This window comes from Sphingobium sp. WTD-1 (genome assembly GCF_030128825.1).
Taxonomy (GTDB): Bacteria; Pseudomonadota; Alphaproteobacteria; order Sphingomonadales; family Sphingomonadaceae; genus Sphingobium.
The window spans coordinates 4,110,607-4,133,396 of record NZ_CP119127.1; the positions used below are offsets into that span (position 1 = coordinate 4,110,607).

Sequence of the window (22,790 nt, forward strand, 5' to 3'; positions counted from 1 at the left end):
GTCAAGTCGTACCCCGGAGCGCGCCATAGCGTCCCGAGCCAGGAAGTAGTTTGATCCCATGATGCTGACCGATCCTTCGCAGAAATACCGCCCCTTCCCCCAGGTGGACCTGCCCAATCGCCAATGGCCGTCCAAGGTCATCACCAAGGCGCCACGCTGGCTGTCGACCGACATGCGCGACGGCAACCAGTCGCTGATCGACCCGATGAACGCGGAAAAGAAGCGCCGCTTCTTCGACCTGCTGGTCAAGGTCGGCGTTAAGGAGATCGAGGTCGGCTTCCCCGCCGCCGGCGCGACCGAGTTCGACTTCATTTCGGGCCTGGTCAAGGAAGGCGCGATCCCCGACGATGTCATGCCCCAGGTGCTGACCCAGGCGCGCGAAGACCTGATCGCCACCACCTTCGAAAGCCTGCGCGGCGCGAAGCAGGCGATCGTCCATGTCTATAACGCGATCTCGCCCGCCTGGCGGAACATCGTGTTCCAGATGGAACGCCCGGAAATCAAGCAGATCGCGATCAACGCCGCCAAGCTGCTGCGCGACAATGCCGCGCGGATGCCCGACACCGACTGGCATTTCGAATATTCGCCCGAAACCTTCTCGACCGCCGAGCTGGATTTCAGCCTGGAATGCTGCGAGGCGGTGATGGACATCCTGCAGCCGACGCCGGAACGGCCGCTGATCCTGAACCTGCCCGCCACCGTCGAGTGCGCGACCCCCAATATCTATGCCGACCAGATCGAATGGATCTGCCGCAACATCTCGCGCCGCGACAGCGTGGTGATCTCGCTGCACACCCATAATGACCGGGGCACCGGCGTCGCCGCCGCGGAACTGGGCATCATGGCCGGCGCCGACCGCGTCGAAGGCTGCCTGTTCGGCAATGGCGAACGCACCGGCAATTGCGACCTGGTGACCGTCGCGCTCAACATGTACACGCAGGGCATCGACCCCGAACTGGACTTCAGCGACATTGACGAGGTCATCCAGACCGTCGAATATTGCAACCAGCTGCCGGTCCACCCGCGCCACCCCTATGCCGGCGAACTGGTGTTCACCGCCTTCTCAGGGTCGCATCAGGACGCGATCAAGAAGGGCTTTGCCGCACAGGAAGCGCGCAACGACCTGTTCTGGAACGTCCCCTATCTGCCGATCGATCCCAAGGATCTGGGCCGCGACTATGAAGCCGTGATCCGCGTCAATTCGCAGTCGGGCAAGGGCGGCGTCGCCTGGGTGCTGCAGCAGGACAAGGGCTATAAGCTGCCCAAGCGGATGCAGGCGGACTTCTCGAAGGTGGTGCAGGCGCTGGCCGACCAGTCGAGCCGCGAACTCAATGCCGCCGACATCTCGGCCGCGTTCGATGACTATTATCACCAGACCGGCGACCAGGCCTATAGCCTGATCGACTATCATGAGAGCGGTAGCGCGGGCGACCGCATCTTCACCGGCAAGATCGTCCATGAAGGCGGCGAACGCTCGATCTCGGGTCGCGGCAACGGCCTCATCTCGTCAGTGCTGGCCGCGCTGCGCGACGAACTGGGCGTGGTGCTGGAGGTCGCCGACTATAATGAGCACGCCATCGGCGCCGGCACCGACGTGAACGCCGCCGCCTATGTCGAATGCCGCACCGCCGACGGCCGCACCGTCTTCGGCATCGGCACCGACAGCGACGTCGCGACCGCCTCGGTCAAGGCCGTCCTCTCGGCCGCAAATGCGGTGGCCGTGCGGGGCTGATATCCATCCGTTCGCCCTGAGCGAAGTCGAAGGGCACGGCCGACCATCGGGAGGCCACTTCGCTTCGCTCAGTGTCGGGCTTCGACTTCGCTCAGCCCGAACGGATTAAAGATAACCGTTACTTCGCCAGCGCCCGCACCACGCTGTCCCACTGGGCCAGTGACGCGGCGATGCCGGCCACGGGCACCCGTTCATTCAGGCCATGGGCGAAGCCGTCCTCGGCCTTCATGAACAGGCTGGAGACGCCATAGCTGGGCACGCCCAGCGCGCGGAAATAGAGGCTGTCGGTCGCGCCGGCCGACATGCCCGGCATCACCGTGATCGCGGGCGAGCGCGCCTTGATCGCGGCAGCCACCGCCTTCACCACATCGTCGCGCAACGGCGAGGCATCGCTGCCGGTCGGGTCGTTGAGCGTGGTGAAGGTCGCGCTCGGATCATCCACCACCTTGACCAGTTGCGCCTTCACATCGTCGATCTTCACGCCGGGGAAGATGCGGCAATTGACGCTGACCTTGGCACTTTGCGGCAAGGCGTTGAGCGCATGGCCGCCCGACAGCATGGTCGCGACGCAGGTGGTGCGCACCTGCCCGACAAATTCCGGTCTGCTCGACAATAGTTCCGCAGAGGCCGGATCCTGGGTCGCGGCATAGAGACGCATCGCTTCCCCCACATCGCCGCCGATCCGCTGCGCCGACAGGCTGAGCGACGCCTTGGTCAGTTCGTTGATCATCGGCGGGAACTGATAGGCCGCGATCCGGTCGATCGCCTTGGCCAGCCGATAGATCGGATTGCCCGGCGTCGGTGCGCTCGAATGGCCACCCGGATCGGTGAAGCCGATCTCGAAATCGGCATAGGTCTTCTCGCCCGCCTGCAACTGGTAGAGGACGGGCTTGCCACTCTCGTCGAGCAGGCCGCCGCCGCCATCGCCGTTCAGCAGCAGCTCGGCATCCTTGTACTTGGCCGCCAGCGCCTTGGTGGTGACCATGTTGGTCTCCTCGTCGCCCGACAAGAGCAGGATGACCGTCCGGCGCGGGGTCCACCCTTCCTGCTTGAGCTGCGCCAGCGTCGCTACCATCATCGCCAAGTCATATTTGTTATCTTCCGAACCGCGCCCGAAAATATAGCCATCCTCCTCGACCGGGACGAAGGGGTCGCGCGTCCAGTCGGCACGGTTGGCCGCCACCACATCCATATGGCCGATCATCAGCATCGGCTTCAGGCTGGGATCGCGCCCCTTGATCGTCGCCGCCAGGGTCGCGGTCTCGCCCATTGGGGTGATGACGATATCGGCGTCGGCAAAGCCCGCCTGCTTCAGCACCGACGCATAATAGGCCGCGAGCGCGGGCACCTGCCCCGCCCCCTCGACGGTTTTGAAGGCGACCGATCGCTTCAATATCTCCTTGGCCGCGCCGGCATCCGCTGCCGCCTGCGCCCCGACTGGCATTGCCAGTCCCGCTCCTGCCAGCATCACCCCCGCCAGCAATATCCCCCGCAATTGCATATATTTACACTCCCTGATGGACCCGAGCGGCGATTGTGGCATAGCGGATCGCGCCGTTCCATGCGTTTGATCGGACGGCGCGCGGAAAGAGGGCCACCTTATCCGCACTGAACCCCTTGAAAGAATTGCTTGCGCGCAATCGGATAGATGCCATCCGATATAGCGCGCCGGTCGTCCAAAGGAAAAATGCCATCATGGCCCTCAATTATCGCAGCTTCGGCTTCCAGGTTCTGCTCGGCATGGTGGTGGGCCTCGCCCTCGGCCTCGTCGCGCGCCAGATCGGCGCAGGCCCCGATGGCGACCTCAATTGGCTCGCGACCACGCTCAAGACGGTCGGGTCGATCTTCGTCTCGCTCTTGAAGGCGATCGTGCCGCCCCTGGTGTTCGCCGCGATCGTCGCGTCGATCGCCAATCTGCGCGCACTCGACAATGCCGCCCGCCTCGCCGGCCAGACCCTGCTCTGGTTCGCGATCACCGCGCTGATCGCGGTCAGCATCGGCCTCGCCATCGGCCTCATCGTCCAGCCGGGCGCGGGCCTGCACGGCACCGCGCTCGCCATGGGCAAGGCGGATTCGGTCGGCGGCTGGCTCGATTTCCTGAAAGGTCTGGTCCCCGGCAACAGCCTGGCCCTGTCGGGTAGCACCAAGATCAGCGACGGCAGCGCCAGCACCAGCATCTCGTTCAATATCCTGCAATTGCTCGTGATCTCGATCGCGGTCGGCCTTGCCACGCTGAAGGTCGGCGACAAGGCGGAACCCTTCCTGTCCTTCGTCCGCTCGCTGCTCGCCGTCGTCCGCGCGATCCTGGGCTGGGTCATCCGCCTGACGCCGATCGGCTCGGCCGCGCTGATCGGCACCGCCATCGCCACCTATGGCTGGAGCGCGCTGGCGCAGCTCGGCACCTTCACCGCCGCCATCTATCTCGGCCTCGGCCTGGTCCTGCTGGTGGTCTATCCGCTGCTGCTGATCGCCAATGGCCTGAAGCCCGGCCCCTTCTTCGCCAAGGCCTGGCCGGCGATCCAGCTTGCCTTCGTCTCGCGCTCGTCGGTCGGTACCCTGCCGGTGACCGAGACCGTGACCGAGCGGCTGGGCGTCGACAAGGGCTATGCCGCCTTCGCGATCCCGCTCGCCTCGACCACCAAGATGGACGGCTGCGCCTCCATCTATCCGGCACTGGCGGCGATCTTCGTCGCGGGCTTCTATGGCATCCCGCTGCACTTCATCGACTATGTGCTGATCGTCTTCGTCTCGGTCATCGGCTCGGCCGCGACCGCCGGCCTGACCGGCGCGATCGTGATGCTGACCCTCACCCTCTCGACGCTCGGCCTGCCGCTCGAAGGCGCCGGCCTGTTGCTGGCGATCGACCCGATCCTCGACATGGGGCGCACCGCCGTCAACGTCGCGGGCCAGGTTCTGGTCGGCGTGATCGTCGCCAAGCGCGAGGGCATTCTCGACGAAAGCGCCTATTATGGCGAGGGCGAACTGGTCGCCGCGTGATCGAAAAGCGGGCGGCGCGGGCGTTCCGCGCCGCCGTCAGGGCAACTGACCGCGCCCGGTCGCCGTCCAGTAGATGCCGCCCATCAGATGGTCGAGATAGCGCGGATCGCGATACATCTCGCCATTATGGCCTAGCGTGGTGACGAACACCCGCCCCTTCTCATAGGCATGATACCAGGCGACGGGATGCTCCCGCCCCATCGGTTTCGCCACCTGCCCCGGCCAGATTTTGGTCGGGTCGTAGCTGCTTTCCTCGACATTCAGCACCGGATGGATCGTCACCTTATAGGGGTTGGCGGTGACATAATATTCATCGGTCCAGATCCAGCGATCGGGCAGGCCATAGGTGGCGGGAAAACCCTTGTCGGTCGGCGTCACCACCGCCGTCTGTACCATCGGATGGATGACGAAGCTGCGCCCGACCATCTTCTCGTACCAGGCCCATTCGCCCGGCGGCGTGATGAGCGCGCGATGCACGACGATGGCATTGCCGCCCGCCCGCATATAGGCCTCGAACCTGGCGCGCTGGGCCGGGTTCAGTTCCTCGCCCGGCGTGTTGAGGAACATCACCGCCGCATATTGGCTGAGATCGCCGTCGAAGACGGACATGTTGTTGGCCCAGGTGAAGCTGAAATCATGCAGCTTGCCCAGATGCTCCAGGCTGTCGCGCGCGATCGGGATATATTCATAATGATATTTGTTGGGGATGGCGAGGACGAGCAGCTTATAATGGTCCTCCGCCTGCACCACTGCGGGCACCGACAGCGCCAGCATGGCGATGAGCGCCCCGGCCTTGTTTCTCATCCGCCTGTCTCCTTCGCTCGCCTATCGCTAGGGCAGGCGGCGACGGAAAGATAGCGCTCCCATGGTCGTAGTCAGCCCGGCAGCAGGCCGATCGCGTCCACCTCGACCAGACAGTCATGATGGAGTTCGGGTGCCGGCACCACCGTGCGAGCCGGCCGGGCATCCCCCATCATCTGCGCGTAGATGGCGTTGAAATGTGGCCAGTTCTCGACGCCGACGATATAGGCGGTGACGCGCGCGATCCGCTCCGGCCCGCATCCTGCCTCTGCCAGGATATCCAGCATGTTGCCGATCGCCAGCCGTGCCTGGTCCTCAAACGACAGGTCGCTGCGCGGCCCCTGCCCCGCCACCACCGGCAATTGCCCCGACACGAAGACGAAGCCATTCGCAATCGTCGCCTGCGCATAATGGCCGGCGGGTGCCGGCGCCTTGTCGGTCTCGATCCGCTGCACGTCCATCACCATCCTCCAAATCGCGGCCAGACCGCTTCCACCGCATCGCTGCCGTCCCGCACCACATGATAGCGATCATGCTGCGCGCCGGTGGCACAGGCATGGTTGGGCAATATCCGCACCCGATCGCCCACCGCCAGGTCCGGCAATGTCCCGGACGCCCCCGGCCGCAGCGCGATGATGCCATGTTCCTGATTGGCATCGATCAGGATCAGATCGCCATAGGGCCGCCCGTCCCGGTCGCAGACCAGGCCATAGCCCTGATCGACATCCTGTTTCGCCGTGCCGCGATCGCGCGACATCGCCATCCAGCCGGCATCGACCAAGATCCAACCCTTGTCCCGCTGATGCCCGATCACCGTTGCCAGCACCGACAGGGCGATGTCGTCCACCGAACAGATGCCGATCCCGGCCATCACCAGATCGAAGAAGACGAAGACGCCGGCGCGCACCTCGGTCACGCCGCTCAGGTCCGTGGCGTGATGCGCGGTGGGGGTCGATCCGACGCTGATCACCGGGCAATCATGCCCCGCCTCCCGCAAGGTCCGCGCCGCCGCCAGCACGGCGTCCCGCTCGGCGTCAGCGCAGGCGCGCAGTTCTGCATCGCCCCTTGCGCCATAGCTGCCGCCGGCATGGGTCATCACGCCGCGCAATGCCCCGCCCTGCGCCAGCGCCGCGCCGATCGCCCGCAATCGCGCCACGTCGTCGGGCTGCACGCCCGACCGGTGGCCGTCGCAATCAATCTCGATCAGCGCGGGAATGGCGGTGCCGGCCGTGCGCGATACGGCCGCGACCGCCTCCGCCTGCTCGACCGAATCCAGCACGACCGCCAGGTCCACGCCCTGCGCCCGCAGTGCCAGTATCTCGGGCAATTTGGCCGGACTGATGCCGACCGCATAGAGAATGTCGCGCACCCCGGCCTCCGCAAAGCGGCGCGCCTCCTGCAGGGTCGAAACGGTCGCCGGTCCCTGTGGCGTCGGCATCAGCCGCTGTGCGACCTCGACCGACTTGGCGGTCTTGAGATGCGGCCGCATCCCCACGCCAAGCCCGACCAGATGCGCGCGCAGCCGCGCAATGTTGCGATCCATGCGGTCGGCATCCAGTACCAGGCAGGGCGTGGACAAGGTATCGAGGGAAGAGGGATCGTCGGACAGGGCTGGCATAAGGGGCTCCGTTGCTGACCCGCAGATTGCCGAGATGCCGCGACTTTTCAACGGGCTCGACGGATCTCGGCGATTTTTCCTCCGTCATCGCCACCCCTTGCCCGACTCACTTTCTTCCGTTATTTCTGTTTTTACAGAAAGGAACGTCATGCCACTTCTCGATCATCCCGATGCCAAGGCGTTCCTGCTCCACTGGGGCGAGATGGGCACCCAATGGGGCGTCAATCGGTCGGTCAGCCAGGTCCATGCACTGCTCTATCTGTCCGATCACCCCCTGCCCGCCGACGAGATTGTCGACCAGCTCGGCCTTGCCCGCTCCAATGTTTCGACCGCGCTCAAGGAACTGCAATCCTATGCAATCGTCCGCCGCGTCCATGTCGAGGGTGACAGGCGCGACCATTTCGTCGCGGAAACCGACCTGTGGGAAATGCTCACCCGTATCGCCGCCGAACGCAAACGGCGCGAGATCGATCCGACCATCGCCCTGCTGAATGACCTCGCCCAGCGGCTCGCCAAGGACGAGAGTTGCCCGCCCCATGTGCGCGAGCGCATCACCCGCATGCATGAATTCATGTCGACGCTCGGCAACTGGTATGAGCAGGTCAACAAGCTGCCCAAGTCGACCCTGATCGCCCTCATGAAGCTCGGCAACAAGATCGCCCGCTTCATCCCCACCGGCAAGAGCAAGGACTAGCCGCTGCTGATCGATGCGCCCCGACGCCCGATCGCGCCCACTAGTTTCGGAGTTTACAGAAATGTCTGACACAAATGACGGAAACCCCGATCCCATCACCCCGCCCGTTCGCACCGGATCGGCGCCGCTGCGCATCGCCTCAGCGGTCGCGCTGGCCATGGCCTTTGCGATCACCGTCTATCTGCTGCTCGACGCGACCCGCGTGAACGGCCTCGTCAGCTTCACCTTCCTGCTGTTCCTGCCCGCCGCGCTCACCGCCTTCGTTGCCTATGTCGGCGACCCCTGGGCGGAGCGGTCGCGCCGCTATTATATGACGATGCCGCTCTGGATGCTGGGCGCGACCATCCTCCTGTCCGTCCCGGTGCTGAAGGAAGGGGTGATCTGCATCGTCATGCTCGCCCCGCTCTGGATCGCCAGCGGCCTGGCCGGCGCCTATGCCACCTATCGGCTGCGCGGCCGTGCTGGCGATCGCGGCACCAGCTATTGCATGGCCGTACTCGCCATGCCGCTGATCGCGATGCAGGTCGAACCGATGATCCCCCTGCCCGATGCCACCGCCACGGTCAGCCGCTCGATCATCGTGGAGGCCAGCCCGGACCGGATCTGGCCATTGCTGCGCGGCATCCCCGATGTCCGGCCGGGCGATGGCACATGGACCTTCACCCAGGATGTGCTGGGCGTGCCCCGTCCGCTCGGCGCCCATATGCTGGGCGAAGGGATCGGTGCGGTCCGCATGGCCGACTGGGGCCGGCAGGTGCGGTTTCGCGAACATATCATCGACTGGCAACCGGGCCGCAGCCTCGGCTGGCGCTTCGATTTTCGCGGGCTCGACGCCTGGCAGTTCACCGACCGGCACCTGATGCCCGACAGCGCCTATTTCAAGGTGACGACCGGCGGCTATCGCATGGAACCGGCCGGCCCCGGCCGCACCCGCGTCATCATTGACACCCGCTATTGGATGCAGACCCCGGTCAATGGCTATTCCCGGCTGTGGGGCGAAATTTTCCTGGGCGACATCGAAAAGAACCTGCTCGCCCTCATAAAGCAGCGCGCCGAACGGCCGGTCGCGTCCACCACCCTCTGACTGCCAAAAGGAGATGAACCATGGTTGAAACCGCCTATGCCCTCTATCTGGTCATCACGCTCGCCATCACCATCTGGGTCGCGCGCACCCTGTCGAAAAATGGCGAGGTCTTCCTGATTCAATGTTTCGGCCATGATGCGCAACTGGCCCGGTCGACCAACCATCTGCTCGTCGTCGGCTTCTACCTCGTCAATATCGGCTTCATCACCCTGACGCTCAGCCTGGGGAAGGAGCCGACCAGCTATGCCGAAACGATCCGCTTCCTCAGCGCCAAGATCGGCCTCGCCGTGCTCGTGCTGGGCGGCATGCACTTCTTCAACATGGGCGCGATCGCCCATTTCGGTCGCAAGGTGAATGGCTGGCTGCACGACGGCCATCCCCAGACCGCCTGATCGCCAGCCGGAAGGGTGCGCCCCACCCTTCCCCTTTTCGGGAGGTTCCGATGCCCCATGCCGATCCTGCCCATCTTCGCGGTGCCGGCTGCGCGATCCTGACCGCCGGCCCGCTGTTCGTGACGCTCTATCTGGCCGCGGTTCTCTACCGCCGCATACCCGATGCCATTACGGTGGATTGGGGCATTCTCATCGTCCTGCCCCTCATATTGCTGTTCGCGCTTATGTTCGGCCCCTTGGTTGCCGCCACCCCGATCATCATCGGGACGACGTCGATGCGCGTCCTGGCATATCATTGCCCCCTTTTTGCCGCCCGCGCCTTCTGGTTGCTCGCCGGTGCCGCCATCGGCTTCGGCGTGGCTTATGGCTGCGGCCTGCTTGGGAGTGCCCGCGATGTGAGCTTCGCGCTGATCGCCACCAGCGGGATCAGCGGCTGGCTGGCCTACACGCCGGAGTAGAATTTCGCCGCCCCTGTCCTATTCGACCATGCCCCGCTATACTGATTGCATCTCATAACAATATGTCCCACTGGCGTTCGGAAATTGCCGAATGTGCGGGAAAAGTGCGAAGTTAAGCGAAATATGTCCAATCATCAGATCCATGTCATCGGCGGTGGTCTCGCCGGTTCGGAAGCCGCCTGGCAGCTCGCCCAGGCGGGTATCAAGGTCCGCCTGTCGGAAATGCGCGGCACCGGAGAGATGACCCCGGCGCACCAGACCGACGGGCTGGCGGAACTGGTCTGCTCCAACAGTTTCCGTTCCGATGACGCGGACAAGAATGCGGTGGGCCTGCTGCATCAGGAAATGCGCCTCCTCGGCTCGCTGATCATGGACCGCGCCGAACCTGCCAAGGTGCCGGCCGGCTCTGCCCTGGCAGTTGATCGCCATGTCTTTTCCGATGGCGTCACCCGCGCGCTGGCCGAACATCCCAATGTCGAAATCGTGCGCGAGCGGATCGACACGCTGCCCAGCGACGGCATGACCATCGTCGCCACCGGGCCGCTGACCGCCGCCGCGCTCGCCAGCAGCATCGGCGAAGCGGCCGGCATGGAGCATCTCGCCTTTTTCGACGCGATCGCGCCGGTCATCCATTTCGACAGCATCGACATGGAAGAATGCTGGATGGCCAATCGCTGGGACAAGATCGGCCCCGGCGGCGGCGAGGGCAAGGACTATATCAACTGCCCGATGAACAAGGAGCAGTATCAGGCCTTCGTCCAGGGGCTGCTCGACGGCGAGAAGACCGAGTTCAAGGAATGGGAGTCGAACACCCCCTATTTCGAGGGCTGCATGCCGATCGAGGTGATGGCCTCGCGCGGGCCGGAAACGCTGCGCCACGGCCCGATGAAGCCGATGGGGCTGGACAATCCCAAGACCGGCCGCTGGCCCTATGCCGTGGTCCAGCTGCGCCAGGACAATGCGTCGGGCACGTTGTGGAACATGGTCGGGTTCCAGACCAAGCTGAAGCATGGCGCCCAGGTCGAGCTGTTCCGCACCATTCCGGGCCTGGAAAAGGCTGAGTTCGCGCGGCTGGGCGGGCTGCACCGCAACACCTTCATCCAGAGCCCCAAGCTGCTCGACCCGACGCTGCGCCTCAAGAGCGCGCCGCATATCCGTTTCGCCGGGCAGATGACCGGGTGCGAGGGCTATGTCGAAAGCGCCGCCATCGGCCTGATCGCCGGGCGTTTCGCCGCAGCTGAAATATTGGGCCAGGAGCTAGCGCCGCCGCCCGCCGACACGGCGCTCGGCGCGCTGCTCGGCCATGTTACCGGCAATGTCGAGACCGCCGACTATCAGCCGATGAACGTCAATTTCGGCCTTTTCCCTACCCTCGACGACGTCAAGAAGAAGCAGCGCAAGGAAGCCTACACCGCCCGCGCCCGCGCCTCCTTCGGTCGCTGGCTGGGTGAGGTGGTAGAACCGGCCTGAACCGTCCCGGTCAGGCTCAGCATTTACAGCGCGGTTTCGCCGCCCGCTTCGGCGCGGTGGTGGCAAATTCCGCCGGGGTCAGCCTGCCGTCCTTGTCGGCATCGGCCCCGGTAAAGCGGTCCGCCGTCGCCACCGCCCATTCCTCGAACGACAGGAGATTATCCTTGTTCGCATCGAGCTGTTTGAAGGCGGCGGTGCGGCTGCCCAGCATCTCGATCCGGCTGATGATGCCGTCGCGATTGCGGTCATAGCGGGCGAAGCGCTTTTCTTCCCGGCTCTGCGGGCTTGCCTCGCCGGGCATCGGTGGTGCCTCCCCGACCGCATCGGGGTCACCCTCGGGCAAAGCCCCATTGGCTGGTGGCGGCGGTGGCGCGAGCAACGCCTTGGGCGGCGGCTCGTTGGTCGCCCGCCCCTGCCACCAGAACAGGCCGGCCGCGACCAGCAGCAACGCCCCCATGCCACCTGCCAGCAACCGTCCCATCGCCCGCTCCCCACTTCGTGACGGTAGAGAACCTATCGCGATCGACTAGCGCCCGACAAGCGCGATCCGCATCAGGCGCCAGACCATGCTCCGCGTCAGCCCGACCGGCGCCCGCTGCCCCCGCTCGACATCATGCCGCGCCAGCAGATAGGCGATGCGCAGCGGCTTCCACGCCCTGGGCCACGGCGGATCGCCCACCTGCGGCAACAGGTCGCGGGCCAAGCCGATGGCGGCGTCCGCCAGTGCTTCGTCGCCACTATGGGCGGACAGATCCCACAAGGCCCAGACCTTCCCCGCTGCGATCAGCCAGTCGGGCGCATCGGCCACATCGGCCAACGCCTGGAACAGCCCTCCGCCGCGCCCGGCGGCATAGTCGCGGAGACCCGTGAGGTCGATCTCCGGCTCCACCACCAGCACTTCCCAGCCATCCAGCATCGCCGGGATACCGGGCGAGTCCAGCGCACCGATCGCGCGCAGCCAGTCGACCACCGGTTCGCCCTGCCCCCTGACGCCCGCCTCGTCACTGACGACGCCCAGCCACCAGGCAAGGCGCATCTGCCCGATCGCCGCATCGCTGGTGGTTCGCGCAATGTGTGCAAAGCGCTGGTCCAGTGCCCACAGCGCGCGATGCCGCTCGGCAAAGCGCCCGGCATGCCCGGAAAGCAGGCGCGCCAGCGGCGCCAGATCGTCCGTGCGATCCATCATTTCGGTCCCGATCTAAAAATGGCTTATCAATCCTTTAACCAGACTTCGCATAGAGACCCTAACCAGTCCCGTTGCATGGCCGACTATGGCCCTGTCCAGATTTCTGGGGGGAAACGGGCGACATGGGTGAATGCGGAACATGGGCAAGCAGATCAAGCGCGCGATGACATTCCTCGGCCGGCTTCGGCGCAACCAGGCGGGCAATACGCTCGCCATGGTGGCCGCAGCCATCATCCCGCTCGCCGGCCTGATCGGCGGCGGCGTGGACATGAGCCGCGCCTATATGGTGCGCGCCCGGATGCAGCAAGCCTGTGACGCCGCCGCACTGGCGGGACGGCGTGCGATGACGACCGCGTCGATGACGGATGACAACAAGGCCGAAGCGCAGAAATTTTTCGACTTCAACTTTCCGCAAGGCACCTTCGGTGCCACCAGCTTCATGCCGGTGATCCAGAGCAAACCGGGCGAGACGACGACAGTTCAGGTCTCGGCCGCCACCACGATCCCGACCACCATCATGCGCATCTTCGGCATCCAGACATTGTCGCTGGCGGTTAACTGCGATTCCCGCTTCGACATCGGGAATACGGATGTGATGCTGGTGCTCGACACGACCGGCTCGATGAAGGATAGCATCTCGAACGGCTCTGGCGGATCAACAACGAAGCTCGCCGCCCTACAGCAGGCGGTGAAGGATTTCTACGATACGCTGGGACCGGGCTCGGACAGTACCGGCCGCATCCGCTATGGCTTCATGCCCTATAGCAGCACCGTCAATGTCGGGAAATTACTGCCGGCCAGCTACATGCAGGGCGGTACGTCGGGTGAGACGTGGGATTATCAAACCCGCCAGGCGACCTATTATTATGAAACTGGGTCGAACAACCAGACCTGCTATCGGCGCTACGGCCTGTCCGCTTGCTACAGCAGTTCGGCGGATGCGAATGCTGCAAGCACCTCCAGCACGAGGACGGGCAGTCAATGCACGAGCTACGGCAACAACAGCGGTAACGGCAATCCTTCCACCAGTGGCACCGCTCCGTCCGATGTGACGACAACCACCTATAGCTTCGACAGCTATGACGGTGCGACCTCGACGTCGAACAGCAACAACGGCAAAAAATGTGTCCGCAAGGAAGTAATTGTCACAAAAAGCTATGCCACCACTTATACTGGCGGCACGGGCAAGACTTTTTATCGTTGGGAATACACCAAGCTGCCCGTCGACGTTTCCGGCTTCGTCGCTGGTAACGCGGTTACCAATCCTGCCTATAATTCCGCGTCCAATAGCGAAGGACTGTCTTCGACATCGAGCTGGAACGGCTGCATCGAGGAGCGCGACACCGATAGCAGCATTACGAAGGACTCCCCGACCGGCACAATCCCGACAACGGCCTACGATCTGCAGATCGACACCTTGCCCACAAGCAAGGAAACCAAATGGCGCCCACACTGGCCCGACCTCGAATTTTCGCGTAGCAGTACAGCCCTCGCCTATAGCGGCAGCTGGCTGAACAGCGCGAGTAATATCAACGGTGGTTACGTCGCTTGCCCGACCCAAGCGCGCAGGCTGACCTCCTATGCCAGCCGCACCGCGGTCCCGACCGGCCAATCATCGAGCTACAACAGCTATGTCGACAGCCTGGTCGCGGTCGGCGGCACCTATCACACCATCGGTATGATGTGGGGTGCGCGTTTCCTGTCCCCGACCGGTATCTTCTCGTCCGACAATGCGAGCGCACCCAATGGGTTCAACGTCTCGCGCCACATCGTTTTCATGACCGACGGCACCATGAGCGCCTATAACAATGTCTATGGTGCCTGGGGCTATCAGAAGCTCGACCAGCGCGACGGCCCGTCCGGCGCCTCGAATGACGACCTGACCGCCATCCACAAGCGGCGCATGGAAATGATGTGCAACGCCATCAAGTCCAAGGGCATCGTCATCTGGGTCATCGGCTTCAGCGATGAGGATGTGATGAGCAGCGAACTGCAGAATTGCGCCAGCAGCGCCAACCACTGGAGCATGAACTACACATCGGCAGACCTGAAAACGACCTTCCAGAATATCGCCAAGAATATTGGCGGCCTGCGGTTGTCGAACTGATGCGCTGGCTCCCCCCCCTCCCGCGCAGGCTGGGGCATGACCAGCGCGGCGCGACGCTGATGGAGTTCGGCCTGATCGTCACGCCGCTCTGCCTGTTCATCATGGGCGTCGGCGACCTGGGCTATCAATCCTATCTGCGCTCGGTGGCTCAGGGCGTGCTCGACAGGGCCGCCCGCGCAGCATCGGTCGGCACGCTAAGCAGTACCCAGATCGACGCCTATATCGACAGCCAGATGCAGACCATCAACAGCAAGAACGGCACCACGTCGGTGACGAAGAAGAGCTATTACAACTTCTCGCGCGTCGGCAAGCCGGAGAAGATCACCACGGATACGGCACCGCTTGGTAGCTTCAACACAGGCGATTGCTTCGAGGATTCCAATGGCAATGGCAGCTACGATAGCAGCGCAGGCTCCACGGGCCTGGGTGGTGCTGACGATATCGTCTTCTATCAGGTGACCGTGTCCATGCCCCGACTGTTCCCGATGGCCAAACTGCTCGGCTGGAGCGCCACCCAGACCGCCACAGCCAACGCCACCATCCGCAACCAGCCCTGGTCCAACCAGGCCACATTGCCGATCATCTGCACATGAGCTCGATCAAGCCCCCCCTCGCACGCTTGGCGCGCCGCCTTCGCGACGACCAGTCCGGTCTGGCCCTTATCGAATTTGCCTATTCCTTGCCGGTGCTGATGGTGCTGTCGATGGGCGGTCTGGAAATCGCGAATCTCGCGACCGCCCATATGCGCGTCAGTCAGATCGCGATGCTGGTCGCCGATAACGCGTCACGCGAGCGCACCTCGATCGACGAGGGCGACATCAACGAGATATTCACCGGCGCCGAACTGGCCGGTGCCAACCTCAAGAACTTCAAGGCAAACAGCCGCATCTTCCTTTCGGATCTGGAACCCAACAGCCAGACCGGCACCAATGCGGGCCAGTATATTCGTTGGCAGCGCTGCTGGGGCAATGGCAGCTTCACCTCCAGCTATGGCAAGGCGGGGGATGGCACCAGCGACGCCACCCTGAAGGACGGCATGGGGCCAGGCACAACGGCAACGACCAAGATCGCCTCCGGCAGCGGCACCGCAGTGATGTTCGTGGAAGTGGCCTATACCTATCAGCCGCTGATCTCAGACAGCCTCTTCGGCAGCAAGACGATCCGCTACACCAGCGCATTCAACGTCCGCGAACGCACGGACCAGGCGATGAAGAATGCGGGCAGCCTGACCAGCAGTCAGATCGCCTCCTGCCCGGCCTGACAGCCGCTCGCAAAGAGCCGATAAAAAAAGGGGCGATCCATCCGGACCGCCCCTTCTCTTTTCTTACTTGTAGCAGACCTTCTTGGCCGCTTCGACGACGCGGGCCGCGTCGATCAGCGCCGCCTTTTCGAGGTTGGCGGCATAAGGCAGCGGCACATCCTCGTTGGTAACGCGCAGGACCGGGGCGTCGAGATCGTCGAAGCCCTTTTCCATCACGACGGCGGCGATTTCCGACGCGATCGAGCAGGTCGGCCAACCTTCTTCCACCACCACCAGGCGGTTGGTCTTCTTCAGGCTTTCAAGCACGGTAGCGGTGTCGAGCGGACGCAGCGTGCGCAGGTCGATCACTTCGGCGTCGATGCCTTCGGCAGCAAGCTGCTCGGCCGCGTCGAGCGCCAGGCCCACGCCGATCGAGTAGCTGACCAGGGTGACATCCTTGCCCGGACGCATGATGCGCGCCTTGCCGATCGGCAGGACATAGTCGTCGACCTTGGGCACGTCGAAGCTGCGACCGTAGAGAAGTTCATTCTCCAGGAACACGACCGGGTCGGTCGAGCGGATCGCGGCCTTGAGCAGGCCCTTGGCGTCGGCCGCGTCATAGGGCGCGATGACGATCAGGCCGGGAACCGCGGCGTACCAGGGACCATAGTTCTGCGAGTGCTGCGCACCGACGCGGCTGGCCGCGCCGTTGGGACCACGGAACACGATCGGGCAGCGCATCTGGCCACCGGACATATAGTTGGTCTTGGCCGCCGAGTTGATGATGTGGTCGATCGCCTGCATGGCGAAGTTGAACGTCATGAACTCGATGACCGGACGCAGGCCACCCATGGCCGCACCCGAACCGATGCCGGCAAAGCCATATTCGGTGATCGGCGTGTCGATGACGCGCTTGGGACCAAACTCGTCGAGCAGGCCCTGGGTCACCTTGTAGGCACCCTGATATTCGGCGACTTCCTCGCCCATCACGAAGACGCGCGGGTCCGACCGCATTTCCTCGGCCATGGCGTCGCGCAGCGCTTCGCGCACGGTGGTCTTGACGAACTCGGTGCCGGCCGGAAGGTCCGGATCCTGCAAGGTCGCCTTGGCTTCCGACGCCAGCTTCGACGTGCCGCTTTCCGCCTTCTTGGGGGCTTCTTCAGCCTTGGGCGCTTCGGCCTTCGGCGCAGGTGCCGGGGCCGCTTCGCCGCCCTCGCCCGCCATCGTCGCGATGACGGTGCCGACCTTCACGCCTTCGGTGCCTTCAGCAATCACGATCTGGCCGATCTTGCCTTCATCGACGGCTTCGAATTCCATCGTCGCCTTGTCGGTTTCGATCTCGGCGAGGATGTCGCCGGACTTCACTTCATCGCCTTCCTTCACCAGCCACTTGGCCAGCGTGCCCTCTTCCATCGTCGGCGAGAGCGCCGGCATCTTGATTTCGATACCCATTAATATTGCTCCACCAGCACGTCGGTATAGAGTTCATGCATTCCAGGTTCGGGCGAGGTTTCGGCGAAATCGGCCGCTTCGGCGACGATCTTGCGGATATCCTGGTCGATGACCTTGATCTCGTCCTCGCTGACGCCGGCGTCGATCAGATACTTCTTCACGCCCTCGATCGGGTCGCTGTTGTCGCGCACGGCCTGAACCTCGTCACGCGAACGATATTTGGCCGGATCGGACATGGAGTGGCCGCGATAGCGGTAGGTCTTCATTTCCAGCAGGATCGGGCCATTGCCGCCCTGGACCCACTTGAGCGCTTCCTCGGTCGCGCCGCGCACTGCCAGAACGTCCATGCCGTCGACCTGGATGCCGGGGATACGGAAGCTCTCGCCGCGGCGATAGAGCTGGTCTTCCGACGAAGCGCGGTTGACGCTGGTGCCCATGGCATACTGGTTGTTCTCGATCACGAAGATGATCGGGAGCTTCCACAGCTCGGCCATGTTGAACGATTCGTAGACCTGGCCCTGGTTGGCCGCGCCGTCACCGAAATAGGCAACGCACACGCCGCCATCGTCATTATACTTATGCGCGAACGCCAGGCCCGCGCCGAGCGACACCTGGGCGCCGACGATGCCGTGGCCGCCATAGAATTTATGCTCGACGCTGAACATGTGCATCGAACCGCCCTTGCCGCGCGAAATGCCGGCTTCGCGGCCGGTCAGTTCGGCCATGATGACCTTGGGATCGATGCCATAGGCGAGCATGTGGCCATGATCGCGATAGCCGGTGATCACGCTGTCCTTGCCGGGCTTCAATGCCGACTGGATGCCGACCGCAACCGCTTCCTGGCCGATATAGAGGTGACAGAAGCCGCCGATGAAACCCAGACCATAAAGCTGGCCGGCCTTTTCCTCGAAGCGACGGATCAGAACCATCTGCCGATAGAATTCCAGCAGCTCTTCCTTGCTGGCCTTGTAGTCGGTGGGCGTTTCGGGGCGCGGACGATTATGGTCCGCACCGGCCGGCACTGCGGCCTTTGCCTTTGCGCTGTCGGCGCGCGGCGTGGTTGGTTTCGCCAAGGCTATTATCCTTTTGCGTGGGTAGGATGGAAGGAAGCCCGATATGCGTCAGAGTTGCATAGATTGCAACGGCGGACCCCACGGAATCCCGGCATAATGAATGTCCCGAGTGCAAAAACGACAATCCATGACAACGCTGTCAAAAACGGGTCGCAAACAGCCGGCAACAAAATGTTGCCGCGGAAGGATTTTACCAAATAAATGGAAAGCACACCCTGCCGGCGCGCGGATCAGTTCAGCGGAACGACCACTTCATCATGGTGAATCACCCCGAGCTGGCGGCGGATCAGCTCGTCCGACAGGTCGGGATCGACGCGGCGCGGATTGAGCAGGTCCACCCGGTTGCGCAGCTCCTGGCGATGCAGCTGGACGATCTTGAGTTCAGCCTTCGCATCGCGCAGCTGGCGCGAATAATCGCCCCAAGCGAGCACGCCATTGGAGCCCAGCACGACATAGCCAGCGAAGAACAGCAGCAACAGCACCGCAATTGCCGGCCCGAGGGCCGACATCAACAGCATGCGGAGCTTTGCGATATGCGCCATGAACTGCTTGAATCACAGGATTCAGCGGGTCGCAAGCAAAATATGCGCAATGCGACCAGCCGAATCCCTAATAGAAAATTAACCGTGGATCAGCGGAAGATCGAACGACCGGCATAGACCGCCATGTCGCCCAGTTCTTCTTCGATGCGGATCAGCTGATTATACTTGGCAAGCCGGTCCGAACGGGCGAGCGAGCCCGTCTTGATCTGACCGCAATTGGTGGCGACGGCGAGGTCGGCGATGGTCGAATCCTCGGTCTCCCCCGAACGGTGCGACATCACCGCCGTGTAGCGGGCGCGATGCGCCATATCGACGGCGGCGAGCGTTTCCGACAGCGTGCCGATCTGGTTGACCTTCACCAGCAGCGAGTTGGCCAGTCCCTTGCCAATGCCCATCGACAGGCGGGCCGGGTTGGTGACGAACAGATCGTCGCCGACCAGCTGGACCTTGTCACCGATCTTGTCGGTCAGCGCCTTCCAGCCCTCGAAATCATCCTCGCTCATGCCATCCTCGATCGACTTGATCGGATAGTCGGTAGCCAGCGCAGCGAGATAGTCGGCCATTTCGACCGGCGAGAGCGACAAGCCTTCGCCCGAAATCTCATATTTGCCGTTCTTGAAGAATTCGGTCGCGGCACAGTCCAGCGCCAGCACGACGTCGTCACCGGGCTTGTAGCCGGCCTTTTCGACCGACAGCATGATGAAGTCGAGCGCATCGCGGGTCGAGGCGATGTTGGGGGCAAAGCCGCCCTCGTCACCGACCGAAGTGGCCAGTCCCTTGTCGTGCAGGCCCTTCTTGAGCGTGTGGAAGATTTCCGAACCGATGCGCACGGCGTCGGCGATGCTCTCCGCACCGACCGGCATGATCATGAATTCCTGGAAGTCGATCGGGTTGTCGGCATGCTCGCCGCCGTTGATGATGTTCATCATCGGTACTGGCAGCACATGCGAGGACACGCCGCCGACATAGCGATAGAGCGGCAGGCCGCGCGCGTCGGCGGCCGCCTTGGCGGTGGCGAGCGACACGCCCAGGATCGCGTTGGCGCCCAGACGCGACTTGTTCTCGGTGCCGTCGAGCGCGATCATCACGGCATCGACTTCGCCTTGGTCCTCGGCGTCGAGGCCGATAAGCTGCTCGGCAATCTCGTCATTGACGGCTGCGACAGCGGCCAGCACGCCCTTGCCCATATATTTGCTCTTGTCGCCGTCGCGCTTTTCCACCGCCTCATAGGCACCGGTCGACGCGCCCGAGGGCACGGCGGCGCGGCCGAAGCTGCCATCTTCCAGCATCACGTCGACCTCGACGGTCGGATTGCCGCGGCTGTCGAGAATCTGGCGGGCGTGGATATCGAGAATGGCGGTCATGATCGCTCCCTGATCTGGGCCCGGACACGCGCCGGGCGGCCTTTTCGCGGCCCCGCTTAGCCAGCAGCCCCAAACTTGGCAATCCAGGGGACTTGCCATGGGACAAAAAATGCCGATGCTCAAAATAGTAACGGCGCCGGAACTGTAGGCCGCCGCCAAGCATTAGGATCATGACAGCCCGCCCCGCGCGGGACCATGAGGTTGAGCTTTAGGGAGACTTTGGACAATGGCCGACACCCCGGAAACCCCGCCCGTCAAGCGCGTGAAGAAGGCGGCTGCCGCCAAGGCGAAGCCGGCGTCGACCAAGGCATCCGCCCCGGCCGTCAAGGCCGCGCCGGTGAAGAAGGCCGCCACCCGCAAGGCCCCCGCAAAGGCCGGAAACGGGGCCGCCCATGGCTGGTCCGCACAGATCGCGCCGATCAAGGCGCAAGCCGAAAAGGCCGCCAAGGCCGCGACCGACAAGATCAATTCGGTCGACTGGAAGGCGCATATCGATCCGATCAAGGAGCAGGCCGGCAAGACCGCAAAGTCTGCGGCGAGCAGTGCCAAGGACAAGACCGGTTCGGCCATGCAAAGCCTGTCGAAGCTGATTGCGGACACCGCCGGCACGGTCGATGCGAAGCTGGGCCCGCAATATGGCGACTATGCCCGCCAGGCAGCGGAATCGGTGGCCAGTGCCGCAGACACGCTGGACAGCAAGGATGTCGACCAGTTGATGACCGAGGCGCGTGATTTCGTGCGCAAGAGCCCGGCTGTTGCCATCGGCGCTGCCGCCGTGGTCGGCTTCGTGCTGATGCGCCTGGCCAAGGGATCGTCCGACAGCGACGCCTGACGGACGCAAGACAGGATTATCGTGACGGCTAACCGCAGGCCCCGGCTGACGGGGCGGAGGGGCAATTGACGCAGGAACCAGCGGATACGGTGGCAACGCCGCAGACCGAGGGGAATGAGGAGTCTGTCCGCGCGACATTCGCCCGCCTCTACACCGATGGCCGCGCCTATGCGCAGGCGGAGGTCGAGCGGCAGAAGCTGCGCGCCGGCATCGCCGGCGCGGGCGTCCGCAACGCCGCTATCCTGGGGATCGTGGCCCTAATGCTGTTGTTCGCCGCGATCGTCACCCTGTTGATCGGATTGGTGATTGCGCTGTCCGCGATGATCGGGCCGCTCTGGGCAACGCTGGCGGTGTTCGGCGGCGCCGTACTGATCGCCGTCCTGCTGCTGCTGCTGGCCAAGGGACAGATCAGCCAGATGTTGAAGACGATCAAGTCATGAGCCGGGAACAGGCCTATCGCGAAGCGACCGAACGCGCGGTGCATCTACGCAGCAAGGCGGTCCTAAGCCTTGCCGATGCCCAGGCGCGGATCGCGCCCGATCGACTGAAGGCCGATGTCGAGGCGAAGATCACGGCGACTGCGCTCGACGGCATCGCCTATGTCGGTGCCAAGGTGCGCCAGCGGCCAGTTGCCACCGGCGCGGCCGCAACCGGCATCGTCCTGTTTCTCTTCCGCCGCCCCCTCACGGCACTTTTCGGACGCCTGTTCGTTCGACTGAGGAACCGTAACACGGAAATTTCGGAGATTGATGATGGCTGACATCCGCGCCCAACTGACCCGCGTCCGCGAAGCGGCCAATGATGCCGCCGGCAGCGCGACCGACATGATCAAGGACAGCACCGGCAAGGCGCGCGAAAGCGCCGGCGAACTGATCCAGACCGGCAAGGACAAGGCGAGCGAAGCCTATGGCGACGCGCGCGACCGGGGCCAGCGGGTCGCTGCCCGCGCCAACGAGATCATTCAGGAGCATCCGGTGGCGGCAGTCGCCGGCGCGGTGGCGGCCGGTGCGGTTATCGCCTGGATGTTCCCCAAGAGCCGGAAGGTGATGAAGGCACTGCCGGGCCTGGCCGCCACCGCCGGGGCGCGTGTGCTAGAGGCAGCCGCTACCGCCCGCACGGCCGCTAGCGAGAATAGCGAGTCGCTGCGCCATAATGCGGGCGAAGCACTGGCCAGTGCGCGGGACAATGCCGGCGAAGTGTTGAGCAAGGCCCGCGAAACGGCAAGCCATGCGCTGTCGAGCGCCAAGGAAAGCGCCAGCGACACCGCTGCAGCGGCCCGTGACGCTGCGGCATCGGCTGATTTTGGCGGCAAGGCATCGAAGCTGGCGGACGAACTGGTCGCGCTCGTCTCCACCCGCGTCGAAGCGCTGGGCGACGCGATCAAGGCGCGATTGCCGAAAAGCTAATCGCGATTGCCGCAAACGCAATCGACACACAGGCCGCTTTCCTTGGCGGATCGCAGGGACGATGCTAAGGCACCGCGATCAGTCAAAGGAGAACATATAACGCCATGAGCAAGATGCATCTGGTGATGGGCGGCCGCGTAACCAACCCGCAGACGCTGGAATTCCAGGACCTGAGCAAGGTCGACCTGGTTGGCGTCTTCCCCGACTATGCTTCGGCCGAAAAGGCCTGGCGCGGCGCGGCGCAGCGCACCGTCGATGACGCCGAAATGCGTTATGTGATCGTCCATCTGCACCGCCTGCTGGAGCCTGAGCTGCCGACAGCCTGATGGCCCATTTCGGGCG

Annotated in this window: 25 protein-coding genes; 15 read left to right on the top strand and 10 right to left on the bottom strand. The window is 63.8% G+C overall.

What is annotated here, in order from left to right; genetic code table 11:
- The first annotated feature begins 58 nt into the window (after positions 1–58).
- Positions 59–1,732 carry a 2-isopropylmalate synthase gene (leuA, locus tag N6H05_RS20395; RefSeq protein WP_097382649.1) on the top strand — a complete coding sequence of 558 codons (1,674 nt, stop codon included), beginning with the start codon at positions 59–61 and terminating at the stop codon, positions 1,730–1,732.
- 118 nt (positions 1,733–1,850) lie between these two features.
- Here the strand turns inward: leuA and N6H05_RS20400 are convergent, their stop codons facing one another.
- A complete protein-coding gene (locus N6H05_RS20400) occupies positions 1,851–3,233 on the bottom strand; it encodes a M20/M25/M40 family metallo-hydrolase (protein ID WP_284111427.1) in 1,383 nt (460 codons plus the stop codon).
- Positions 3,234–3,427: 194 nt separating this feature from the next.
- Here N6H05_RS20400 and N6H05_RS20405 point away from each other — a divergent pair, with 194 nt between their 5' ends.
- The gene (locus tag N6H05_RS20405; RefSeq protein ID WP_026109219.1) at positions 3,428–4,729 is read left to right on the top strand and encodes a dicarboxylate/amino acid:cation symporter; all 1,302 of its coding nucleotides are present in this window, start codon (positions 3,428–3,430) and stop codon (positions 4,727–4,729) included.
- A 36-nt stretch (positions 4,730–4,765) separates the two neighbouring features.
- Here the strand turns inward: N6H05_RS20405 and N6H05_RS20410 are convergent, their stop codons facing one another.
- The 3 genes from N6H05_RS20410 to N6H05_RS20420 all read right to left on the bottom strand — a co-directional run bounded on the left by N6H05_RS20410 (position 4,766) and on the right by N6H05_RS20420 (position 7,148).
- Positions 4,766–5,533 carry a ThuA domain-containing protein gene (locus tag N6H05_RS20410; protein ID WP_284111428.1) on the bottom strand — a complete coding sequence of 256 codons (768 nt, stop codon included), beginning with the start codon at positions 5,531–5,533 and terminating at the stop codon, positions 4,766–4,768.
- A 71-nt stretch (positions 5,534–5,604) separates the two neighbouring features.
- Positions 5,605–5,991 carry a RidA family protein gene (locus N6H05_RS20415; protein WP_284111429.1) on the bottom strand — a complete coding sequence of 129 codons (387 nt, stop codon included), beginning with the start codon at positions 5,989–5,991 and terminating at the stop codon, positions 5,605–5,607.
- Complete coding sequence (locus N6H05_RS20420) at positions 5,991–7,148, bottom strand: DSD1 family PLP-dependent enzyme (protein WP_284111430.1); 1,158 nt, start codon at positions 7,146–7,148, stop codon at positions 5,991–5,993. Before N6H05_RS20420 ends, N6H05_RS20415 begins: the two co-directional genes overlap by 1 nt.
- Positions 7,149–7,296: 148 nt before the next feature.
- On the opposite strand from N6H05_RS20420, the gene N6H05_RS20425 reads away from it, so the two are divergent.
- From N6H05_RS20425 to trmFO, 5 genes are all read left to right on the top strand, one after another.
- Complete coding sequence (locus N6H05_RS20425) at positions 7,297–7,842, top strand: GbsR/MarR family transcriptional regulator (protein WP_004211810.1); 546 nt, start codon at positions 7,297–7,299, stop codon at positions 7,840–7,842.
- Between the two features lie 61 nt (positions 7,843–7,903).
- The gene (locus tag N6H05_RS20430) at positions 7,904–8,926 is read left to right on the top strand and encodes an SRPBCC family protein (RefSeq protein WP_284111431.1); all 1,023 of its coding nucleotides are present in this window, start codon (positions 7,904–7,906) and stop codon (positions 8,924–8,926) included.
- 20 nt (positions 8,927–8,946) lie between these two features.
- Complete coding sequence (locus N6H05_RS20435; protein ID WP_270092651.1) at positions 8,947–9,318, top strand: hypothetical protein; 372 nt, start codon at positions 8,947–8,949, stop codon at positions 9,316–9,318.
- 50 nt (positions 9,319–9,368) lie between these two features.
- Positions 9,369–9,776 carry a hypothetical protein gene (locus N6H05_RS20440; protein ID WP_284111432.1) on the top strand — a complete coding sequence of 136 codons (408 nt, stop codon included), beginning with the start codon at positions 9,369–9,371 and terminating at the stop codon, positions 9,774–9,776.
- Positions 9,777–9,899: 123 nt separating this feature from the next.
- A complete protein-coding gene (gene trmFO / locus N6H05_RS20445; protein WP_284111433.1) occupies positions 9,900–11,246 on the top strand; it encodes a methylenetetrahydrofolate--tRNA-(uracil(54)-C(5))-methyltransferase (FADH(2)-oxidizing) TrmFO in 1,347 nt (448 codons plus the stop codon).
- Positions 11,247–11,262: 16 nt separating this feature from the next.
- Here trmFO and N6H05_RS20450 read toward each other — a convergent pair whose 3' ends face one another.
- Positions 11,263–11,727, bottom strand: coding sequence for an EF-hand domain-containing protein (locus N6H05_RS20450; RefSeq protein WP_284111434.1), 465 nt, complete (start codon positions 11,725–11,727; stop codon positions 11,263–11,265).
- A gap of 45 nt (positions 11,728–11,772) precedes the next feature.
- Complete coding sequence (locus N6H05_RS20455) at positions 11,773–12,432, bottom strand: hypothetical protein (RefSeq protein ID WP_284111435.1); 660 nt, start codon at positions 12,430–12,432, stop codon at positions 11,773–11,775.
- 139 nt (positions 12,433–12,571) lie between these two features.
- On the opposite strand from N6H05_RS20455, the gene N6H05_RS20460 reads away from it, so the two are divergent.
- The 3 genes from N6H05_RS20460 to N6H05_RS20470 are packed head-to-tail and all read left to right on the top strand — an operon-like array spanning position 12,572 to position 15,800.
- The gene (locus N6H05_RS20460) at positions 12,572–14,539 is read left to right on the top strand and encodes a TadE/TadG family type IV pilus assembly protein (RefSeq protein WP_284111436.1); all 1,968 of its coding nucleotides are present in this window, start codon (positions 12,572–12,574) and stop codon (positions 14,537–14,539) included.
- Entirely contained in the window at positions 14,539–15,132 is a 594-nt protein-coding gene (locus tag N6H05_RS20465; protein WP_284111437.1) for a TadE/TadG family type IV pilus assembly protein, read from the top strand. The genes N6H05_RS20460 and N6H05_RS20465 overlap by 1 nt, the downstream gene beginning before the upstream one ends.
- Entirely contained in the window at positions 15,129–15,800 is a 672-nt protein-coding gene (locus tag N6H05_RS20470) for a TadE/TadG family type IV pilus assembly protein (RefSeq protein WP_284111438.1), read from the top strand. Before N6H05_RS20465 ends, N6H05_RS20470 begins: the two co-directional genes overlap by 4 nt.
- Before the next feature lie 63 nt (positions 15,801–15,863).
- Here the strand turns inward: N6H05_RS20470 and N6H05_RS20475 are convergent, their stop codons facing one another.
- The 4 genes from N6H05_RS20475 to eno all read right to left on the bottom strand — a co-directional run bounded on the left by N6H05_RS20475 (position 15,864) and on the right by eno (position 20,210).
- A complete protein-coding gene (locus tag N6H05_RS20475) occupies positions 15,864–17,231 on the bottom strand; it encodes a pyruvate dehydrogenase complex E1 component subunit beta (RefSeq protein WP_284111439.1) in 1,368 nt (455 codons plus the stop codon).
- Positions 17,231–18,304: a pyruvate dehydrogenase (acetyl-transferring) E1 component subunit alpha gene (gene pdhA, locus N6H05_RS20480; RefSeq protein WP_284111440.1), complete on the bottom strand. Its 1,074-nt coding sequence runs from the start codon at positions 18,302–18,304 to the stop codon at positions 17,231–17,233. Before pdhA ends, N6H05_RS20475 begins: the two co-directional genes overlap by 1 nt.
- A 230-nt stretch (positions 18,305–18,534) precedes the next feature.
- On the bottom strand, positions 18,535–18,846 hold the full coding sequence (locus tag N6H05_RS20485; RefSeq protein ID WP_284111441.1) for an FtsB family cell division protein: 312 nt from the start codon (positions 18,844–18,846) through the stop codon (positions 18,535–18,537).
- 89 nt (positions 18,847–18,935) lie between these two features.
- Entirely contained in the window at positions 18,936–20,210 is a 1,275-nt protein-coding gene (eno, locus tag N6H05_RS20490) for a phosphopyruvate hydratase (protein WP_284111442.1), read from the bottom strand.
- 226 nt (positions 20,211–20,436) lie between these two features.
- Here eno and N6H05_RS20495 point away from each other — a divergent pair, with 226 nt between their 5' ends.
- From N6H05_RS20495 to N6H05_RS20515, 5 genes are all read left to right on the top strand, one after another.
- Positions 20,437–21,042, top strand: a complete 606-nt coding sequence (locus N6H05_RS20495) for a hypothetical protein (RefSeq protein WP_284111443.1) — start codon at positions 20,437–20,439, stop codon at positions 21,040–21,042.
- Positions 21,043–21,107: 65 nt separating this feature from the next.
- Positions 21,108–21,482 (top strand): phage holin family protein, encoded by a 375-nt coding sequence (locus tag N6H05_RS20500; RefSeq protein ID WP_284111444.1) that lies wholly within the window; start codon positions 21,108–21,110, stop codon positions 21,480–21,482.
- The gene (locus N6H05_RS20505; RefSeq protein ID WP_284111445.1) at positions 21,479–21,802 is read left to right on the top strand and encodes a hypothetical protein; all 324 of its coding nucleotides are present in this window, start codon (positions 21,479–21,481) and stop codon (positions 21,800–21,802) included. Before N6H05_RS20500 ends, N6H05_RS20505 begins: the two co-directional genes overlap by 4 nt.
- A complete protein-coding gene (locus N6H05_RS20510; protein WP_284114281.1) occupies positions 21,795–22,448 on the top strand; it encodes a hypothetical protein in 654 nt (217 codons plus the stop codon). Before N6H05_RS20505 ends, N6H05_RS20510 begins: the two co-directional genes overlap by 8 nt.
- A 104-nt stretch (positions 22,449–22,552) precedes the next feature.
- Positions 22,553–22,774, top strand: a complete 222-nt coding sequence (locus tag N6H05_RS20515) for a DUF4170 domain-containing protein (RefSeq protein ID WP_284111446.1) — start codon at positions 22,553–22,555, stop codon at positions 22,772–22,774.
- The last annotated feature ends 16 nt before the right edge of the window (positions 22,775–22,790 follow it).

Excerpts from the sequence above, each read along its gene's own strand:
- N6H05_RS20510 (WP_284114281.1), top strand. The coding sequence starts at position 21,795 with ATGGCTGACATCCGCGCCCAACTGACCCGCGTCCGCGAAGCGGCCAAT.
- N6H05_RS20515 (WP_284111446.1), top strand. The coding sequence starts at position 22,553 with ATGAGCAAGATGCATCTGGTGATGGGCGGCCGCGTAACCAACCCGCAG.
- N6H05_RS20460 (WP_284111436.1), top strand. The coding sequence starts at position 12,572 with ATGGGCAAGCAGATCAAGCGCGCGATGACATTCCTCGGCCGGCTTCGG.
- N6H05_RS20430 (WP_284111431.1), top strand. The coding sequence starts at position 7,904 with ATGTCTGACACAAATGACGGAAACCCCGATCCCATCACCCCGCCCGTT.
- N6H05_RS20435 (WP_270092651.1), top strand. The coding sequence starts at position 8,947 with ATGGTTGAAACCGCCTATGCCCTCTATCTGGTCATCACGCTCGCCATC.
- N6H05_RS20485 (WP_284111441.1), bottom strand. The coding sequence starts at position 18,846 with ATGGCGCATATCGCAAAGCTCCGCATGCTGTTGATGTCGGCCCTCGGG.
- trmFO (WP_284111433.1), top strand. The coding sequence starts at position 9,900 with ATGTCCAATCATCAGATCCATGTCATCGGCGGTGGTCTCGCCGGTTCG.
- N6H05_RS20405 (WP_026109219.1), top strand. The coding sequence starts at position 3,428 with ATGGCCCTCAATTATCGCAGCTTCGGCTTCCAGGTTCTGCTCGGCATG.
- N6H05_RS20425 (WP_004211810.1), top strand. The coding sequence starts at position 7,297 with ATGCCACTTCTCGATCATCCCGATGCCAAGGCGTTCCTGCTCCACTGG.
- eno (WP_284111442.1), bottom strand. The coding sequence starts at position 20,210 with ATGACCGCCATTCTCGATATCCACGCCCGCCAGATTCTCGACAGCCGC.
- N6H05_RS20470 (WP_284111438.1), top strand. The coding sequence starts at position 15,129 with ATGAGCTCGATCAAGCCCCCCCTCGCACGCTTGGCGCGCCGCCTTCGC.
- N6H05_RS20400 (WP_284111427.1), bottom strand. The coding sequence starts at position 3,233 with ATGCAATTGCGGGGGATATTGCTGGCGGGGGTGATGCTGGCAGGAGCG.
- N6H05_RS20505 (WP_284111445.1), top strand. The coding sequence starts at position 21,479 with ATGAGCCGGGAACAGGCCTATCGCGAAGCGACCGAACGCGCGGTGCAT.
- N6H05_RS20455 (WP_284111435.1), bottom strand. The coding sequence starts at position 12,432 with ATGATGGATCGCACGGACGATCTGGCGCCGCTGGCGCGCCTGCTTTCC.
- N6H05_RS20415 (WP_284111429.1), bottom strand. The coding sequence starts at position 5,991 with ATGGACGTGCAGCGGATCGAGACCGACAAGGCGCCGGCACCCGCCGGC.
- N6H05_RS20420 (WP_284111430.1), bottom strand. The coding sequence starts at position 7,148 with ATGCCAGCCCTGTCCGACGATCCCTCTTCCCTCGATACCTTGTCCACG.
- N6H05_RS20410 (WP_284111428.1), bottom strand. The coding sequence starts at position 5,533 with ATGAGAAACAAGGCCGGGGCGCTCATCGCCATGCTGGCGCTGTCGGTG.
- leuA (WP_097382649.1), top strand. The coding sequence starts at position 59 with ATGATGCTGACCGATCCTTCGCAGAAATACCGCCCCTTCCCCCAGGTG.
- N6H05_RS20475 (WP_284111439.1), bottom strand. The coding sequence starts at position 17,231 with ATGGGTATCGAAATCAAGATGCCGGCGCTCTCGCCGACGATGGAAGAG.
- N6H05_RS20450 (WP_284111434.1), bottom strand. The coding sequence starts at position 11,727 with ATGGGACGGTTGCTGGCAGGTGGCATGGGGGCGTTGCTGCTGGTCGCG.
- N6H05_RS20440 (WP_284111432.1), top strand. The coding sequence starts at position 9,369 with ATGCCCCATGCCGATCCTGCCCATCTTCGCGGTGCCGGCTGCGCGATC.
- N6H05_RS20465 (WP_284111437.1), top strand. The coding sequence starts at position 14,539 with ATGCGCTGGCTCCCCCCCCTCCCGCGCAGGCTGGGGCATGACCAGCGC.
- N6H05_RS20495 (WP_284111443.1), top strand. The coding sequence starts at position 20,437 with ATGGCCGACACCCCGGAAACCCCGCCCGTCAAGCGCGTGAAGAAGGCG.